Below are 17,277 nucleotides of genomic sequence, written 5' to 3'. Positions count from 1 at the left end.
AGTCCGGTGTCACGCCAGGGGAGCACCCGCACATGAGCACCACCACCCAGGAAGACCTCCAGACGTCGCGGACGGCCAGAGCCATGGTGGCCTTCCGGCACTGGCGCTGGCGCCGCCCGTTCTGGGCGGGTCTGTTCACCTCGCTCGCCGGGCTGCCCATCGTGTACTTCCCGTACGCGTCGGTCACCATCGCGGATCTGACCATCCGCATGGCCACCACGGCCGGCGGCAGTTCGCTGGTCATCGGGGTGCTGCTCATCGTGCTGGGGCAGACCATGTGGTTCCAGCCGCACTCGCGGATATTCGCCGGGGTGGCCTCCATCATGCTGGTGCTGGTCTCCCTGGTGGTCTCCAACGTCGGCGGCTTCGGGATCGGCTTTGTGCTGGGGCTGGTCGGCGGCGGGATGAGCATCGCCTGGGTCCCGGGGGAGCCGGCCGCCGAGGCCCCGCCGGGTACGGATACGGACACGGCCCCGGCCGCAGCGGTCGTACCGGCCGCGCCGGCCATGAACATCCCGCACGCGTCGCCCGGCACGGGCAGCGCGCTCGCCGGCTTCGCCAGAGGCACCACGGAGCGGGGGACCGACCCGGAGAAGGGGAAAAACCGTGCCGAGTGAGGAGATACCCACAGCGGACGACGCGGGCAGCAACCCGCGTCACGCCGCGCCGCGCAAGTCCCTGCTGCGCCGGCTGCACATGCCCATCTCCTTCGCGGCGATGCCCTCGGCCGCCCTGCTGGGCATGGGGCTGACCTCCTCGATGGCCAAGGCCGACCCGCAGCCGGAGAACCCGTTCTCGGGCACCGCCTGCGTGGAGCTGCCGGACCAGCAGATCACCGAGATCCAGGACCCGCCGCCCGTCCAGGGGCCGCAGGAGCCGCCCGCCCGGCAGGAGACCACCGCCGGGGACCAGGACGGGGGGACGGCGGCCGGCCAGGAGGAGGAACGGGCCGCGGAGCAGCGCGAGTCCGCCGCCGACCCCGTACCGGACACCGCCCCCGCCCCCGCCCCCGGCCCCGATGCCGGGCAGGGCCGGGAGACCGACCCGGAGCCCGCCCCCGAGCCCGCTCCGGGGGCCGGCTCCGCACCGGACGCGGAGAGCCCCGAGCCGCCCGCCGAACCGGAGCAGGGGGACCAGCGCCGCCCGGACTTCAACCCGCTCGACCCGCTGGGACTCGGCCCTGCCCTTGATCAGTTCGGCCGGGACGTCGTGGACTTCTTCACCCCTGGCCGTGGCAAGGATCAGGATCAGCCGCCGGAGTCGGACCCGGAGCCCGCCCCGGAACCGGAGACCGAAGCGCCTCCGGAGGCCGATGAGCCGGAGCCGGCCGAGGAGGCCGAACGCCCGCAGAACCGCTCCCGCGACCCCAAGGACGAGGCCGGTACGGCGGACGAGTCGCCCCTTCCCGAGGGGCCGGACGAGCCCGAGGGGGAGCCCGAGGACGCGTCGCGGGAGGCGGCGGACGAGCCGGCGGACGACGCTTCCGACGCCACGGCGGAGCAGGAGAACGCCGGGGAGCCCGAGCGTGAGGTGGTGCACGACCCGGCGGCCGGGGACGGCAAGCCGGGCCTGCCCTGCCCGGTGGAACTGCGGGTGCCCGGCTCCGATGAGCGCACCCCGGTCGTCATTGCCGACAACCCCTGGCGGCTGGAGGCCACGACGCTGACCCTGCGCGGCCTGGAGTACCACGGCGTGGTCAACGTCACCACCGCCAACGGCACCGTCAAGCAGGCGCTCAAGTTCACCGCGCGCGAGGTGGACATCGGCGATCTGCACCAGATCGTGGACGGTGCCGACGGGCTGCTGCACCATGTGGCCACCGCGCCCGGCAGCACCTCCACCTTCCGGGGCGGCACGGTCACGATGTACACCGAGCATCTACAGGGCCTGTTGTTCGGGGTGATTCCGGTGGAGTACGACCCCGAGCACCAGCCACCACTGGACATTCCGTACGCCCACTTCACCGGAGTGAACCTCACCCAGGCCGCGCAGTTCGGCGGCACCCTGACCATGACCGGGATGCGCCAGTACATGACCGGCGGCTGATCAGCGGCACCGGCGCGCCGGGCTCCTGCCGCCCGCGCGTCATCGCACGTGACGGGAGACCCGGGTCGCCGTGTGCAGCAGGTACTCCAGCGGGCCCCGGGCGAAGAACCTGGACCACAGCGTCGCGAAGGCCCCGGCCGCCGCGACGAAGGCGGCCAGGACCCACAGCGGGGAGCCCGGCAGATCCTCGATGTCCAGCAGCCAGATCGCCGCGATGTGCCCGACGTACACGGTCAGGGACATCGAACCGACGGCGATCACCGGGTGGGCGATCCGGCGCGGCCACGGCGCCGGGGCGGCCGTCGCCGCCAGGCAGGCCGTCAGGACCAGCAGGGCGACGCCGGTGCTGCCCAGGATGGCGAAGGTGGTGTCGCTGTGCGGCGAGGCCACCAGCTGCCAGGCGCGGGTGCCGCCGGCCGGGGTGCCGCCGACGTCCGACCACCACAGGGAGCTGATGCCTTCCTCCTGCGGCCAGGAGGACTCGATCAGCTGGTCCATGACGCCGGGCAGCCGCAGCGCGAGCCAGGAGCCGCCGTGCCCGAGCACCACGAGGCCGGCGCCGAGCGCGGCGAGCCGGGCGCGTACCCGGGTGGCGCTGAGGTCCAGCCGGGCCACCGCCATGCCGGCCACCACGAACGGCAGCCAGGTCAGCGCGGGGTAGGTACCGGTGAGCAGCAGGTCGAGGAAGCCGCCGGTGTCGCTGACGCGGGCCAGCGGGTCGAGGGTGGTGACGCGTTCGGCCCAGCCGCCGCTGTCCCACATCGAGGCCCACGCCGACTCGCGGAGCGGGAACAGCAGCTGGGGCAGCAGGAGCGCGCCGGCCGCGGCGATGAGGGCCAGGGTGCGGGCGGACAGCCGGTACAGCGGGAGTACGAGGACGAAGTACAGCCCGTAGTAGGCGAGGATGACCGCCACGGGGGTGTCGGCCATGGTGAGCGCGGTGCCGGCGGCCAGCAGGAGCACGGCGCGGATCAGGACCCTGGCGGCTGCCCGCCGCCCCTGCCGGCCGGTGCGCGGCGTGCTGCGGCCCATGATGAGGACGATGGAGAAGCCGGCCAGCAGTGCGAAGAGCGCGGAGGACCGGCCGTGGGTGAGCTCCATGAGGAAGCCGAGCACCCCACCCTCGGCCGGGTCGGCGCCGACGTGTGCGGCGTACATTCCGAACACCGCGAGCCCGCGCGCGAGATCCACTCCGACGAGGCGGGCGGTGGACAGCGGCGGGCTCGGTGGTGTGGGGCGGGGGACGGGGGGTATGTCGACGGATGCAGTCACGAGGTCATTTTTTATGACCGTTGACGGTGGGCTTCCCCCGCCCCCGCTCCCGCTCCCGCCCCCTGCCTCCCGCCGGACTCCGGCGAGGCGGGCGCTACACGCCCTGCTGACCGCCCAGGTGGTGCACCCGCACCATGTTGGTGGTGCCGGCCACCCCGGGAGGCGAACCGGCGGTGATGATCATGGTGTCGCCGCGGTGGTAGCGGTTCAGCTTCAGCAGCTCCGCGTCCACCAGCTCCACCATCTCGTCCGTGTGGCTCACCCACGGCACCACAAAGGTCTCCACGCCCCAGGTCAGCGTCAGCTGATTACGGGTCGAGGGCTCGGTGGTGAAGGCCAGGATCGGCTGGGCGGCCCGGTAACGGGACAGCCGGCGCGCGGTGTCGCCCGACTTGGTGAACGCCACCAGCGACTTGCCGTCCAGGAAGTCCGCCATCTCGCACGCCGCGCGCGCCACCGAACCACCCTGGGTACGGGGCTTCTTGCCGGGCACCAGCGGCTGAAGGCCACGGGCCAGCAACTGCTCCTCGGCCGCGATCGCGATCTTCGACATCGTCTTGACCGTCTCGATCGGATACCGCCCGACCGAGGACTCCGCCGACAGCATCACCGCGTCCGCGCCGTCCAGGATCGCGTTGGCGACATCCGACGCCTCCGCCCGGGTCGGCCGCGAGTTGGTGATCATCGACTCCATCATCTGGGTCGCCACGATCACCGGCTTGGCGTTGCGCCGGCACATCTCGATCAGCCGCTTCTGCACCAGCGGCACCTTCTCCAGCGGGTACTCCACGGCGAGGTCGCCGCGCGCCACCATCACGGCGTCGAAGGCGAGGACGACCGCCTCCATGTTCTCCACCGCCTGCGGCTTCTCCACCTTGGCGATCACCGGCACCCGGCGGCCCACCCGGTCCATGACCTCGTGGACGTCCCGCACGTCGTCGGCGTCGCGCACGAAGGACAGCGCCACCATGTCGGCGCCCAGCCGCAGCGCGAACTCCAGGTCCTCGACGTCCTTCTCGGAGAGCGCCGGAACGTTGACCGCGATGCCCGGCAGGTTGATCCCCTTGTGGTCGGAGATCACCCCGCCCTCGATGACGATGGTCTTCACCCGCGGGCCGTCCACCTCCAGCACCTGGAGGGAGACGTTGCCGTCGTTGATGAGGATGGTCTCGCCCTTGGCGACATCGCCCGGCAGACCCTTGTAGGTGGTGCCGCAGATGTGCTTGTCGCCGGGGACGTCATCGGTGGTGATGGTGAACTCGTCGCCGCGCTCCAGCTCCACGGGGCCGTCCGCGAAGGTCTCCAGGCGGATCTTGGGGCCCTGGAGGTCGGCGAGCACCCCGACGGCCACGCCGGTGTCCTCACTGGCCTTCCGCAGGCGGTGGTACCGCTCCTCGTGCTCCTGGTGGGTCCCGTGGCTGAAGTTGAAACGGGCCACATTCATGCCGGCGTCGATGAGCGCCTTGAGCTGCTCATAGGAGTCGACAGCGGGGCCCAGGGTGCAGACGATTTTGGAACGGCGCATGCCGACGATCCTATCGTTTTGTTCCGAAGCGGAATAATGGCGGCCCCGCTGCCCGCCAGGTCAGGGGCTGACCAGCGCGAACGCCTGGCCGGCGATCTCCAGTTCCTCATCGGTGGGGACCACGGCGACCGCGACGGAAGCGTACTGCGGTGAGATGAACCGCGGCCGGCTGCCGGGCGTCGTGTTCAGCTTCTCGTCGACGACCACCCCGAAGCCGACCAGGCCGTCGACGGCGGCGGCCCGTACGTTGGCGGCGTTCTCCCCGACCCCGGCGGTGAACGCGATCGCGTCGACCCGGCCGAGCACCGCGTAGTAGGCGCCGATGTACTTCTTCAGCCGGTAGGTGTAGATCTCGAACGCCAGCCGCGCCGCGTCGTCGCCCTCCGCCATCCGGCGGGTGATCTCCCGCAGATCGTTGTCCCCGCACAGTCCGACCAGCCCGGAGCGCTTGTTCAGCAGGGCGTCGATCTCGTCCACCGACATGCCCGCCACCCGGGAGAGATGGAAGATCACCGCCGGGTCGATGTCGCCGGACCGGGTGCCCATCACCAGGCCCTCCAGCGGGGTCAGCCCCATCGAGGTGTCCACGCACCGCCCGCCCGCCACGGCCGAGGCGGAGGCGCCGTTGCCCAGGTGCAGCACGATGACGTTGACGTCGGCGACGTCCTTGCCGAGCAGCTCGGCGGTGCGCCGCGAGACGTACGCGTGCGACGTGCCGTGGAAGCCGTACCGCCGCACCCGGTGCGCGTCGGCGGTGGCGGTGTCGATCGCGTAGCGGGCGGCGTGCTCCGGCATGGTGGTGTGGAACGCCGTGTCGAACACCGCGATCTGCGGCACGTCCGGGTTCAGTTCGAGGGCGGTGCGGATGCCGGTGAGATTGGCCGGGTTGTGCAGCGGGGCGAGCGGCACCAGGCGCTCGATCTCCTCGATCACCTCGGCGTCGATGACCGTCGGCGCGGTGAACCGCCGCCCGCCGTGCACCACCCGGTGGCCGATGGCGGCGAGCGACGGGTCATCCAGCGGGTAGCCGTCCGCCGCCAGCTCGCGCGCCGCCGCCCGCAGGGCCGCGGCGTGATCGGACAGCGGGGTGCCGGCGCCGGTCAGCTCGCGCCGCTCGCCGTCGGCCCGGGTGTGCACCAGCCGGGCGCCCGCCTCGCCGATGCGCTCCACCAGGCCGGCGGCGAGCCGGGAATGCTCTGTCATGTCGAACAGCTGGTACTTCACCGAGGAAGAACCGGAGTTCAGCACGAGGACGCGGGAGGGAACGTTGGTCACGGTTGCTTCCTGTTGGCTTCTCCGCCCGCCGGGCGAAGGTGCGGGTGGGGTGGTGAGGTGCGGCCCGGTGGCCCCGCGTGCGTCGCTCACGCGTTCACCTTCTGCTGCTGGGCCTGGATGGCGGTGATGGCGACGGTGTTGACGATGTCCTGCACCAGGGCGCCGCGCGACAGGTCGTTGACCGGCTTGCGCAGCCCCTGGAGCACCGGGCCGACCGCGACGGCGCCCGCCGAGCGCTGTACGGCCTTGTACGTGTTGTTACCGGTGTTGAGATCGGGGAAGACCAGCACGGTCGCCTGGCCGGCGACCTTCGAGCCGGGCAGCTTGGTGGCGGCGACCGAGGGCTCCACCGCCGCGTCGTACTGGATCGGCCCCTCCACCAGCAGATCCGGCCGCCGCTGCCGTACCAGCTCGGTGGCCGCCCGTACCTTGTCGACATCCGCGCCGGACCCGGAGGTGCCGGTGGAGTACGACAGCATCGCGATCCGGGGCACCACCCCGAACTGGGCGGCGGTGGCCGCCGACTGGATGGCGATGTCGGCCAGCTGCTCGGCGTTCGGGTCGGGGTTGACGGCGCAGTCGCCGTACACCAGCACCTTGTCGGCCAGGCACATGAAGAAGACCGAGGAGACGATCGCCGCGTCCGGCTTGGTCTTGATCACCTCGAAGGCGGGGCGGATGGTGGCGGCGGTGGAGTGCACCGCGCCGGAGACCATGCCGTCGGCCAGGCCCTCCTGGACCATGAGCGTGCCGAAGTAGGACACGTCGCTCACCACGTCGTACGCCAGCTCGTAGGTGACGCCCTTGTGCGCGCGGAGCTTCGCGTACAGCTCGGCGAAACGTTCCCGCAGCGGGGAGGAGTGCGGGTCCACCACCCGGGCCACGCACGGAGTGGCGGTGGCGCTCGCGTCCGGGCCGAGGTCGACGGGGTCCGCCGCGCCGTGCAGCCGCAGATCGATGCCGAGATCGGCGGCCCGCTTGCGTACCGCGCCCTCCTCGCCCAGCAGCGTGAGGTCGCACACATTGCGGCGCAGCAGCACCTCGGCGGCGCGCAGCACCCGCTCCTCGGTGCCCTCGGGGAGCACCACATGGCGGCGGCCGGAGCGGGACCGTTCGATCAGCTCGTGCTCGAACATCATCGGGGTGACCCGCTCGCTGCGCACCACCGAAAGCCGCTCGGTGAGCTGCGCGGTGTCCACATGCGTCTCGAACAGGCCGAGCGCGATCTCCGCCTTGCGCGGGGTGGCGGCGGTCAGCTTGCCCTCAAGGCCCGACAGCTCGGCGGCGGTGTGGAAGGAGCCGCCGGGCACGGACAGCACCGGGGTGCCGGGCGCGAGGCGGGCGGCGAGCGCCATCGTCTCGGCACCGGGGTGCTCGCCGAGAGTGAGCAGCACGCCGGCGATGGGCGGGGCGCCGGCGGAGTGCGCGGCGAGGGCGCCGACCACCAGGTCGGCGCGGTCGCCGGGGGTGACGATCAGTGAGTGCTCGCGCAGCGCGGTGAGGAAGGTGGGCAGCATGGCGCCGCCGATGACGTAGTCGCGTACGTCGCGGGCCAGCCCGGTGCGGTCGCCGAGCAGCACCTCGGCGTCCAGGGCCTCGACGATCTGCGCGACGGTGGGCGCGGCGAGCGCGGGCTCCTCGGGGATGACGTACACCGGCTCGGGGAGGTGGGTGCCCAGCTGGCGGGCGGCTGCGGCGGCGTGCGAGTCGCGGACCCGGTTGGCGATGGTGGCGATCACCTCGCAGCCCAGGGAGGTGAAGGCGTGGTGGGCGTTGCGGACCTCGGCGACGACGGATTCGGCGCTCTGGTCGAGACCGGCGACGACCGGGAGGACGACGGAGCCGAACTCGTTGGCCAGCCGGGCGTTGAGGGTCAGCTCGGCGGGCAGCTGGGTGTCGGCGTAGTCGGTGCCCAGGACGAGCACAGCCTCGTAGTCGCGGGCCACGTTGTGGTAGCGCTCGACGAGCGCGGTGACCAGTTCGTCCATGCCGCGCTCGGCCTGGAGCGCGGCGGCCTCGGCGTATGCCATGCCGCGGGCGTCCTCGCGGGGCTGGGAGAGCCGGTAGCGACCGCGCAGCAGCTCGAAGACGGGGTCGGGTCCGGGGTGGGCGAGCGGGCGGAAGACGCCGACCCGGTCCACCTGGCGGGTCAGCAGTTCCATGACCCCCAGTTCGATCACCTGCCGGCCGTCGCCGCGGCCGATGCCGGTCACGTACACGCTGCGGGTCATCGGGCCATCACTGCCGTCCTCATCGTCACCCAATCGTTTTTGACTATGGTCTTGACAATACCTATGACGCTGAGTAATCCACGGGGCGGGTCGGGGTGGCCGGACCGTTCACCATGTGAGCGGGGGAGGCGGGTGGGGTCCCCGGGCGTGAAACAATTCGGGCGGCCCCGACGAAGCGGCCCCGCGCCACCCTCCCGATCCCCGAAGAGGAGAGCATCCCCATGCGTATCGGAGTTCTCACCGCGGGCGGTGACTGCCCTGGCCTCAACGCCGTGATCCGCTCGGTCGTCCACCGGGCCGTCGTCGACCGCGGCGACCAGGTGATCGGATTCGAGGACGGCTTCAAGGGCCTGCTGGAAGGCCGCTACCGCGAGCTGGACATCAACGCCGTCTCCGGCATCCTCGCCCGTGGCGGCACCATCCTCGGCTCCAGCCGGCTGGAGCGCGCCCGGCTGCGCGAGGCGTGCGACAACGCCGAGGCGTTCCGCCAGAAGCTCGGCCTCGACGCCCTGATCCCGATCGGCGGCGAGGGCACCCTGACCGCCGCCCGGATGCTGGCGGAGGCCGGCATCCCGGTGGTCGGCGTCCCCAAGACGATCGACAACGACATCTCCGCCACCGATCGCACCTTCGGTTTCGACACGGCGGTCGGCGTGGCGACGGAGGCCATAGACCGTCTGAAGACCACGGCCGAATCGCACCAGCGGGTGATGGTGGTCGAGGTCATGGGCCGGCACGCGGGCTGGATCGCCCTGGAGTCCGGCATGGCAGGTGGAGCGCACGGTATCTGTATTCCAGAGCGGCCCTTCCAAGTCGATGATCTGTGCAAAATGGTCGAGGAACGTTTCGCGCGCGGCAAGAAGTTCGCGGTGATCTGTGTCGCCGAGGGCGCCCGCCCGGCCGAGGGCTCCATGCCGTACGAGAAGGGCGAGATCGACCCGTACGGCCACGAGCGGTTCGCCGGCATCGGCAACCGGCTGGCCATCGAGCTGGAACAGCGGCTGGGCAAGGAGGCCCGCCCGGTGATCCTGGGCCACATCCAGCGTGGCGGCACCCCCACCGCGTACGACAGGGTGCTGGCCACCCGGTTCGGCTGGCACGCGGTGGAGGCGGCGCACGCGGGCGAGTTCGGCAAGATGACGGCGCTGCGCGGCACCGAGATCGTGATGGCGCCGCTGGCCAACGCGACCGCCGATCTCAAGCGGGTGCCGCAGTTCCGGATGGACGAGACGGAAGCGGTGTTCTGAGCCGCGAACCCCGTTCTCAAACCCCCCTTTTTCTCAGGGGAAGATGGGGGACCGGGGCGCTTACGGCGCGGTCGGTCACGCCCTAGCGTGACCGACCATGCATCTCATATCACTATGGAAGAGGGCAGTGGCGGCCGGCGCCGGAGCCGCGGCGTGCGCCGCGCTCCTCACCGCACCCGCCGTGGCGAGTGACCGCTTACCGGCGCCCGCGCCGGCGGCGGCGGACGACGACGCGCTCGCCGCGTACCACGGGCAGACCCTGGACTGGACGAGTTGCACCGCCGCCGACGCCGCGATGGCACGGAGCGCGGCGGACGCGGCGGACGCGGAAGACACGGGGGACGCCCGGACCCTGACCGCCGCCGACGCCCAATGCGCCTGGCTCACCGTCCCGCTCGACTACACCGACCCCGGCGGCGCCACCCTCCGGGTCGCCGTCTCCCGGATCGGCGCCACCCACCCCGACCCCGACCAGCGGATCGGCATCCTGCTGTCCAACCCCGGCGGCCCCGGCGGCCCCGGCCTGACCATGCCGCTCCTCCTGGAGCAGGTCATGGGCGAGGCCGGCGCCCAGTACGACCTCATCGGCTTCGACCCGCGCTTCGTCGGCCTCAGCACCCCGCTCGACTGCGGCTGGCCCACCGGTACCGGAATCCGCTCCGCGGGCCCCACCTGGCACAGCTACCTGCGCGGCGCCGCCATCCAGCGCGACCTCGCCGAACGCTGCCGCACCACGCAGGGCGACATCCTGCCGTACGTCACCACCCGCAACACCGCCCGCGACATGGACATCCTGCGCGCGGCCCTCGGCGAGGACCGGATCTCGTACTTCGGCTGGTCCTACGGCACCTACCTGGGCGAGGTCTACACCCAGCTCTTCCCCGGCCGCACCGACCGGATGGTGCTGGACGGCGTCATCCATCCCAGCCGCTACCGCGCCACCATCCTGGGCGGTACGGAGCGGGCCGGCGACGCCGCGCTGTCCGGCTGGGCGCAGTGGGCCGCCGAACGCGACCACCGCTACGGCCTCGGCGCCGACCGGGCGGCGGTGCTGGCCACCGTCGACGGCCTGCTCGCCGCCGCCTACCGCGAGCCGCTGCGGGTGGGCGCCTACACCCTCAACCACTACGAGCTGCCGGTCGTCTTCGTGGGCGGGCTCGGCTCGGGCCGCGAGGAGGCCCGCGACCGGCTGGCCACCGTTACCGCACTGCTGGTGCGCGCCGCCGAGGGACAACCGGTGGTCCTGGACCCCGACCTCGCGCTGGAGCTGGAATCCCTGACCACCGCCGCCGGATCACCCTGGACCAGCCCGCAGATGGCGATCATCTGCGGCGACGTGGCCCAGCGGCGCGGGCTGGCGAGCTACTGGCGCGACATCCGCCGCGACTCGGCGCACTCGCCGTTCACCACGCCGCTGACCCGCAACCTCACCCCCTGCGAATTCTGGGACGCCCCGGCCGAACCGCCGACCGTGCTGACCAACGACGTCCCCGCCCTGCTGGTCGCCGCCACCGGGGACACCCGCACCCCCTACGAGGGCACCGTGCAGATGCGCCAGGAGTGGCCCAGCTCGAAGCTGATCACCCTGGAGAACATCGCCCACCACGCGGTGTACGGCGACTACGGCAGCGCCTGCGTCGACGACCTCGTCAACGACTACTGGCGCACCGGCGTCCTCCCGGACGACGACATCAGCTGCTACGCCTGATCCGGGGCGCCTCGCGGACCCCCGCGAGGCGCCCGCCCCGCCCCACCGCCCACCACCGGGCGCGGTGCGAGACTGGGACCGTGCGGATGGGGATACTCGGCCCGCTGGACGTGGCCACCGAGCAGGGCCGGCCGGTCGCCGTCGGCGGCCCCCGGGTGCGGGCGCTGCTGATCCGGCTGGCCCTGGACGCCGGCCGGCCGGTGCCCACCCGGACACTGATCGACGCGCTGTGGGCCGGCGAGGTGCCCGGCGACCAGGCCAACGCGCTCCAGTCGCTGATCTCCCGACTGCGCCGCGCCCTGCCGGAACCTGGCATCGTACGGTCGCTCCCCGGCGGATATCAGCTGGCACTGCCCGCGGACGCGGTCGACGCGCTGTACTTCGAACGGCTCGCGCGTACCGCTTCTGGATCCGCCACCCGACTCCGCGAAGCACTTGCCCTGTGGCGCGGCCCGGCACTGGCCGACGCGCTGGACGCGCCGTTCGCCGCCGCGCCCGCCGCCCGGCTCGAAGAGCTGCGGCTGACCGCCCTGGAGGAGCTGTACGCGGCGGAGGTGGCGGCCGGCCGGCACGCCGCGGCCGTCGCCGAACTGGAACCGCTGGTCGCCGCCCATCCGCGCCGCGAACGCTTCCGCGCCGCGCTGATCCGCGCCCTGTACGGGGCCGGCCGGCAGTCCGACGCGCTGGCCGTCTACACCGGCTACCGCGAACTCCTCGCCGACGAACTGGGCCTTGACCCCTCCCCGGAACTGCGCGCCCTCCACCTGGAGGTGCTGCGCGGCGCGCCGGGCCCGAGCGCGCACCCCATCGACCCGGCCCCCACCGCGCACACCGCCCCCGGCAACCTCCCCGCCGCCCTGACCAGCTTCGTCGGCCGCCAGGCGGAGCTGGACCTGATCGGCAGCCAACTCCAACAGGCCCGCCTGGTCACCCTCACCGGCCCCGGCGGAGCGGGCAAGACCCGGCTCGCGGTCACCGCCGGCGCCCGCGCCGCCCGCGACCACGCCGCCGAACTGCCCGGCGGCGTGTGGCTGGCCGAACTCGCCGCCGTCACCGACCCCGCCGACCTGCCGCAGGCCGTCCTCGGCGCGCTGCGCCGCACCGGCGACGCCCACCTGGACCGGCGCCGCGCACCAGCCACCCGCCGGTCCACCATGACCCGGCTGATCGAGGCGGTGCCCACCACCGGCACCCTGCTGATCCTCGACAACTGCGAACACCTGGTGGAGGCCGCCGCCGCACTCACCGGGCAACTGCTGGCGCACCGCCCCGCGCTGCGGGTGCTGGCCACCAGCCGGGAGCCGCTGGGCATCACCGGCGAGGCGCTGTCCCCCCTGCCGTCGCTGAGCCTGCCCCCGCCCGGCGCGAGCGCGGCGCAGGCCCTGACCCACCCCGCCGTACGACTGTTCGCCGACCGGGCCGCCGCCGCCCGCCCCGGGTTCGTCCTGGACGACACCACCGCCGGCCCGGTCACCGAGATCTGCCGCCGCCTGGACGGGCTGCCACTCGCCATCGAGCTGGCCGCCGCCCGGCTGCGCACCCTGCCGCTCGGCTACCTCGCCGACCGGCTGGACGACGACCGGTTCCGCCTGCTGACCGGCGGCAGCCGCACCGCCGACGCCCGGCACCGCACCCTGCTGGCGGTGGTGGCCTGGAGCTGGGAACAGCTCACCCCGCCCGAGCGACGGCTCGCCGACCGGCTGGCGGTCTTCGCCGGCGGCGCCGCCCCCGAGGCGGTCGAGGGCGGCTGCGGCGTACCGCCAGGCGAGGGCCTGGACCTGCTGACCGCGCTGGCCGACAAGTCACTGCTGCACCCCGTGGAGGGCCCGGACGGCGAGCCCCGGTTCCGGATGCTGGAGACACTGCGCGAGTACGGCCGCAGACGGCTGGCCGACGACGGCACGCTGGCCGCCGCCCGGCGCGACCACGCCGCGTACTTCCTGCGGCTCGCCGAACGTGCCGAGCCGCAGCTGCGCGGCCCGCACCAGGTCCGCTGGATCGAACGGCTCTCCGCCGAGCACGACAATCTGCTGGCCGCGCTGCACCACTACACCGGCACCGGCGACGCCCACGGCGCCGTGCGGATGGCCGCCGCCCTCGGCCTCTACTGGACCATGCGCGGCGACCACGCGGACGCCGCGCACTGGCTGCGTACCGCCCTCACCCTGCCCGGGCAGGACGAGGTGCCGACCGAGCCCCGCGCGGTGGCCCTGATGTGCCGCGTCCTCAACGCCGGCGCGGCCGGCGAGCCGGAGGAGGCGGCGGCGAGCGGCGCGGAACTGATCCCGCTGGTGGCCGCGCACGGCGGGCGATGGGCCCTCGGCCATCCGGTGCTGGCGCTGTTGGAGCCGGGCCTGGCGCTGATCGACGACGACGAGGAGCGGGCCCTGGCGGGGGCCACCCTCGCGCTGCCCGCCGCCGAGCCCTGGACCCGCGCCGCACTGCGGCTGCTGCGCGGCGCCGTGTACGAGAACGCCGGCGACCCGGCCGGCACCCGTACCGAACTGGAGGCCGCGGTGACCGGCTTCCGCGAGATCGGCGAGAGCTGGGGGCAGGCCACCGCGCTGACCACGCTCGCGGACCTGTACCGGTCGGCCGGCGAACTCGCCCGGGCCCGCGCCGCGCTGGAGGAATCCCTGCGGCTGATGCGGACCCTGCACGCCGACACCGACGCCCGGCATCTGAGGGTCCGGCTCGCCCGGCTGACCGCGCAGGAGGGCGACCCGGCCGGCGCCCTGACCGAGCTGTACGAGGCGGCGGCGCACGCCGAACGCGACGGCAACGTCCATCTGGTCACCCTCACCGCGCTCGCCGTCGGAGAGGTGCTGCGGCTCTACGGGGAGCGGCCCGTCGAGGCCCACCAGTGGTACGAGCGGGCCGGCGGCGCGCTGCGGCACCGCCGGCCGAGCCAGCCGCAGCTGGAGGCGATCACCCGAGCGGGCCTCGCCCTGGCCGCCCTCGACCTCGGTGACAACGACAAGACGGCCGCCGGGGAACTGTCCCGCGCCCTGGCACTGGCCGCCCAGGTCAAGGACATGCCGGTCCTCGCCCAGGTCGGGGTGGCCCTGGCCGCGCTGTGCGCGGCCCGCGACCAGCCGGCGCGCGCCGCCACCGTCCTGGGCGCGGCGGCCTCGGTACGCGGCATGCCCGCCGACGCCGACCCGGACGTCGCCCGGCTCGCGGGCCGGCTGCGCGCCCGGCTGGGCGACACCGGCTACGCCACCGCCGCCGCCCGGGGCGGCGCACTGCCCCGGGCCGCGGCGATCGAGACGCTACGCCTTGCGGCGGTAGGCGCGGACGGCCAGCGGGAAGAACACCGCGAAGATCCCGGCTGACCACAGCAGACTGTGGGTGACCGGACCGGCCACCGCGCCGCCGTTGAGCAGCCCCCGCGCCGCGGCCATCACCTCGGTGACCGGGTTGGCCCGCACCCACGCCTGGAGCCAGCCGGGCAGGGTCTCGGTGGGGGTGATCATGTTGGTGCCGAACGTCAGCGGGAACATCGCCAGAAACACGATCCCCTGCACGCTCCCCGGCTCGCGCAACGTGACGCCGAGCAGCACCCCGATCCAGGTGAGCGCGAAAGCGAACACCATCACCAGCGCACAGGCCGCCAGCGCGGACAGCGGATCGGTCCCGACGCGGTACCCGATGGCGTACCCGAAGCCGAGCAGCACCGCCATGCACACCGCATAGCGGATCAGATCACCCAGCACCGAGCCCAGCAGTGGCGCCGACCGGGCGATCGGCAGTGAGCGGAACCGGTCGAACACCCCCTTCTTCAGATCGGAGTTGAGATTGACGCCGGTGGCCACCGACGCGAACATCACCGTCTGCACCATGATCGCCGGCAGCAGGAACGTCAGATAGACGGTGGTGTCGCCGGCCACGGCGCCGCCCAGCAGATAGACGAACATCACCACGAAGATGATGGGTTGCAGCGTCACATCGATGAGCTGTTCCGGCGAGCGGGCGGTCTTGACCAGGCTGCGCCGGGCGAGCGTCCCACTGTGCCGCAGGACGGCGGGAGCGGTGCCGGCCCTCATGCCGCCACCCCCGTCCCGCGCCGCTCCCGACCCGATCCCTGCCGGGTGAGGGTGTGGAACACCTCGTCCAGGCTGGGCTGCCGCAGCGCCAGCTCCAGCACCTCCACCCCCGCCTCCCGCAGCCGTGCCACGACGGCGGCCAGCACCGCGTCCCCGTCGTCCGCCTGCACACTGACCACATCCCGGCCGGGCGAGGCGGTCCGGTACCCGGTCACCTGCTCCAGTACGGCGGCGGTCGCCCCGATCCGCGCCGGATCGGCAGGCCGTACCACCAGGGTCTGGCCCCCCACCACGGCCTTCAGCTCACCCGGGGTGCCCTGCGCGATGACGTGGCCGTGATCAATGACGGCGATGTCATCGGCGAGCGCGTCCGCCTCCTCCAGATACTGGGTGGTCAGCAGCACCGTGACCCCCTCCGCCACCTGCCGGCGCACGATCGACCACACCTCGTCGCGCTTGGCGGGATCGAGCCCGGTGGTCGGCTCGTCCAGAAACACCACCTCGGGCCGCGCCACCAGACCGGCCGCCAGATCCAGCCGGCGCCGCATCCCGCCCGAGTACGTCCCGGCCCGCCGGCCGGCCGCCTCGATCAGATCGAACTGCTCCAGCAGCTCCACCGCCCTGCTCCGGGCCGCGGCCCGCGACAGGTCGAGCAGCCGCCCGATCATCACCAGGTTCTCGGTACCGGTCAGATCCTCGTCCACCGACGCGTACTGCCCGGTCAGCCCGATCCGCCGCCGCACCTCCTCCGGCCGCCGCACCACGTCGTACCCGGCCACCCGGGCCACCCCCGCGTCCGCCCGCAGCAGCGTGGCCAGCACCCGCACCGCCGTGGTCTTCCCGGCACCGTTGGGCCCCAGCACCCCCAGCACCGTCCCCCGCCGGGCCACCAGATCGACCCCGTCCAGCGCCTTGGTCCCGCCGAAGTGCTTGACCAGGCCATGTGCCTCGATGGCATGGCTCACATCGGTCATGACATGGACTCCTCCCTGTGGCCGGCGATTCCCCGCCCACCCCCAGGACAGTGCCGCCAGGACCTGTCAGCCGGCGCACAGCGGGCTGTCAGCGCACCTGACGATCCCCTGCCAGGGCCCCGACGGCCCGCTCGATCAGCTCCCGCGCGGCGGCCCCGTGCACGGCGAGATCCGCCAGACCGGCGAAGGTACGGGCGTAGGCGGCGACCTCGTTCGGCTGGGTGACCGTGAGATACGCGGCGACCAGCTCGACGTTCACCTGGGCATCGTCGAAGAGCCAGAAGCTCTCGACCGGCCACCTGCCGGTACGGTCCGCTTCCAGCGGAATCACTCCCAGGCTGAGATTCGGAAGCTTCGCCGACCGCGACAGATGTCCGAGCTGCTCCGCCATGGCGGCGGGCTCACCGATGCGGTGCCGAAGGACGCTTTCCTCCAGCAGAAAGGCGAATCGCCGAGGACCTTCGTGCAGAAGGCGCTGTTTGTCCATGCGCACCTGCACAGCCGCGTCAACATCATCGATGGGGACCCGCTGCTCCTTGATCGACCTCAGCACAGCCTCGGTGTAAGCACGGGTCTGGAGCAGACCCGGAAAGAGCGAGGACGAGTAGGTGCGAAAACGCCGGGTCCGCTCCCACAACGGCAGCACCGACTCCTGAGCCCGGCGCAGCCCCGATCGCTCGAACCGCTGCCATTCCACATACGCGCCTTCGACATTGCGCGATGCGGCGATGAGATCGGCGGTCAGATCCACGGCGTCACAGTGCAGAGCCCACACCCGCAGATCGCTGTCGGATGGCAGGGTGCGCCCGTTTTCGAGGCGGCTGCACTTGGACTCGTGCCAGCCGGCCCGCCCGGCAAGCTCGCGCGCGGTGAGACCGGCATCCTTCCGGATCTCCCGCAGCCGCTGCGCCAATGCCGCACGGGCCTGCCGAGCGTTCGCTGATGTGGTCACG

General features: G+C 72.8%; 12 protein-coding genes. 5 read left to right on the top strand and 7 right to left on the bottom strand.

Annotation, left to right across the window (positions count from 1 at the left end; translation table 11 throughout):
• Window positions 1–32 precede the first annotated feature (32 nt).
• Both AC5WRL_RS19035 and AC5WRL_RS19030 read left to right on the top strand, forming a co-directional pair.
• Window positions 33–617 carry a DUF6114 domain-containing protein gene (locus AC5WRL_RS19035; protein WP_496089795.1) on the top strand — a complete coding sequence of 195 codons (585 nt, stop codon included), beginning with the start codon at window positions 33–35 and terminating at the stop codon, window positions 615–617.
• Window positions 607–2,046, top strand: coding sequence for a hypothetical protein (locus AC5WRL_RS19030; protein ID WP_496089794.1), 1,440 nt, complete (start codon window positions 607–609; stop codon window positions 2,044–2,046). Before AC5WRL_RS19035 ends, AC5WRL_RS19030 begins: the two co-directional genes overlap by 11 nt.
• A gap of 39 nt (window positions 2,047–2,085) precedes the next feature.
• Here the strand turns inward: AC5WRL_RS19030 and AC5WRL_RS19025 are convergent, their stop codons facing one another.
• The 4 genes from AC5WRL_RS19025 to pta all read right to left on the bottom strand — a co-directional run bounded on the left by AC5WRL_RS19025 (window position 2,086) and on the right by pta (window position 8,349).
• Window positions 2,086–3,318 (bottom strand): DUF418 domain-containing protein, encoded by a 1,233-nt coding sequence (locus tag AC5WRL_RS19025; protein WP_496089793.1) that lies wholly within the window; start codon window positions 3,316–3,318, stop codon window positions 2,086–2,088.
• 94 nt (window positions 3,319–3,412) lie between these two features.
• Window positions 3,413–4,843 (bottom strand): pyruvate kinase, encoded by a 1,431-nt coding sequence (gene pyk, locus AC5WRL_RS19020; RefSeq protein ID WP_496089792.1) that lies wholly within the window; start codon window positions 4,841–4,843, stop codon window positions 3,413–3,415.
• 60 nt (window positions 4,844–4,903) lie between these two features.
• The gene (locus tag AC5WRL_RS19015) at window positions 4,904–6,118 is read right to left on the bottom strand and encodes an acetate kinase (RefSeq protein WP_496089791.1); all 1,215 of its coding nucleotides are present in this window, start codon (window positions 6,116–6,118) and stop codon (window positions 4,904–4,906) included.
• Window positions 6,119–6,204: 86 nt separating this feature from the next.
• Entirely contained in the window at window positions 6,205–8,349 is a 2,145-nt protein-coding gene (gene pta, locus AC5WRL_RS19010; RefSeq protein WP_496089790.1) for a phosphate acetyltransferase, read from the bottom strand.
• A 221-nt stretch (window positions 8,350–8,570) separates the two neighbouring features.
• Here pta and AC5WRL_RS19005 point away from each other — a divergent pair, with 221 nt between their 5' ends.
• The 3 genes from AC5WRL_RS19005 to AC5WRL_RS18995 all read left to right on the top strand — a co-directional run bounded on the left by AC5WRL_RS19005 (window position 8,571) and on the right by AC5WRL_RS18995 (window position 14,639).
• Window positions 8,571–9,596, top strand: coding sequence for a 6-phosphofructokinase (locus AC5WRL_RS19005; RefSeq protein ID WP_496089789.1), 1,026 nt, complete (start codon window positions 8,571–8,573; stop codon window positions 9,594–9,596).
• 181 nt (window positions 9,597–9,777) lie between these two features.
• Window positions 9,778–11,304 carry an alpha/beta hydrolase gene (locus AC5WRL_RS19000; RefSeq protein ID WP_496089788.1) on the top strand — a complete coding sequence of 509 codons (1,527 nt, stop codon included), beginning with the start codon at window positions 9,778–9,780 and terminating at the stop codon, window positions 11,302–11,304.
• Between the two features lie 86 nt (window positions 11,305–11,390).
• Window positions 11,391–14,639 (top strand): ATP-binding protein, encoded by a 3,249-nt coding sequence (locus AC5WRL_RS18995; RefSeq protein ID WP_496089963.1) that lies wholly within the window; start codon window positions 11,391–11,393, stop codon window positions 14,637–14,639.
• On the opposite strand, the gene AC5WRL_RS18990 is transcribed toward AC5WRL_RS18995, so the two are convergent.
• The 3 genes from AC5WRL_RS18990 to AC5WRL_RS18980 all read right to left on the bottom strand — a co-directional run bounded on the left by AC5WRL_RS18990 (window position 14,577) and on the right by AC5WRL_RS18980 (window position 17,276).
• Complete coding sequence (locus AC5WRL_RS18990; protein ID WP_496089787.1) at window positions 14,577–15,350, bottom strand: ABC transporter permease; 774 nt, start codon at window positions 15,348–15,350, stop codon at window positions 14,577–14,579. The genes AC5WRL_RS18995 and AC5WRL_RS18990 overlap by 63 nt on opposite strands.
• Window positions 15,347–16,315 carry an ATP-binding cassette domain-containing protein gene (locus AC5WRL_RS18985; protein ID WP_496089962.1) on the bottom strand — a complete coding sequence of 323 codons (969 nt, stop codon included), beginning with the start codon at window positions 16,313–16,315 and terminating at the stop codon, window positions 15,347–15,349. Before AC5WRL_RS18985 ends, AC5WRL_RS18990 begins: the two co-directional genes overlap by 4 nt.
• A 97-nt stretch (window positions 16,316–16,412) precedes the next feature.
• Window positions 16,413–17,276, bottom strand: a complete 864-nt coding sequence (locus AC5WRL_RS18980; RefSeq protein ID WP_496089786.1) for a helix-turn-helix domain-containing protein — start codon at window positions 17,274–17,276, stop codon at window positions 16,413–16,415.
• Between the last annotated feature and the right edge of the window lies 1 nt (window position 17,277).

It is taken from the genome of Streptomyces sp. NTD107, assembly GCF_059510435.1.
Note: the sequence above shows the minus strand (reverse complement) of the source record. Positions and strands in the feature narration are given on the sequence as shown.